This window comes from Blautia sp. OM07-19 (genome assembly GCF_003481595.1).
GTDB lineage: Bacteria > Bacillota > Clostridia > Lachnospirales > Lachnospiraceae > Blautia_A > Blautia_A intestinihominis.
In genome coordinates, this window is sequence record NZ_QULA01000089.1 from 647 (window position 1) to 935 (window position 289).

Below are 289 nucleotides of genomic sequence, written 5' to 3' on the forward strand. Positions count from 1 at the left end.
TGACCAACCAGAAGTTTCACAGCCTGCCATATAACAGGCTGTATATCATGCTGGAATATAAGCTGAAACTGTATGGAATACAATTGATAAAACAGGAGGAAAGCTATACCAGCCAGTGCAGCCCGTTATCACCAGAAGTATCAAAAAGACATGCAGAAGCATCAAATCGAAAAGAACGTGGTATGTATATAACTGATGGAGTAAGATTTAACGCAGATGCAGTAGGTGCATTTAATATCCTGCGGAAATATCTTTCCGTATCCGGAAAACAGAAGGAACTGTCCGTAAC

The 289-nt window shown here is 40.5% G+C and carries 1 protein-coding gene; it reads left to right on the forward strand.

Going from position 1 to position 289, the window contains the following annotated elements; translation table 11 throughout:
- Positions 1-289: transposase (locus tag DXC01_RS20845; RefSeq protein WP_243111691.1), on the forward strand; the 289-nt coding region annotated here is incomplete at both ends.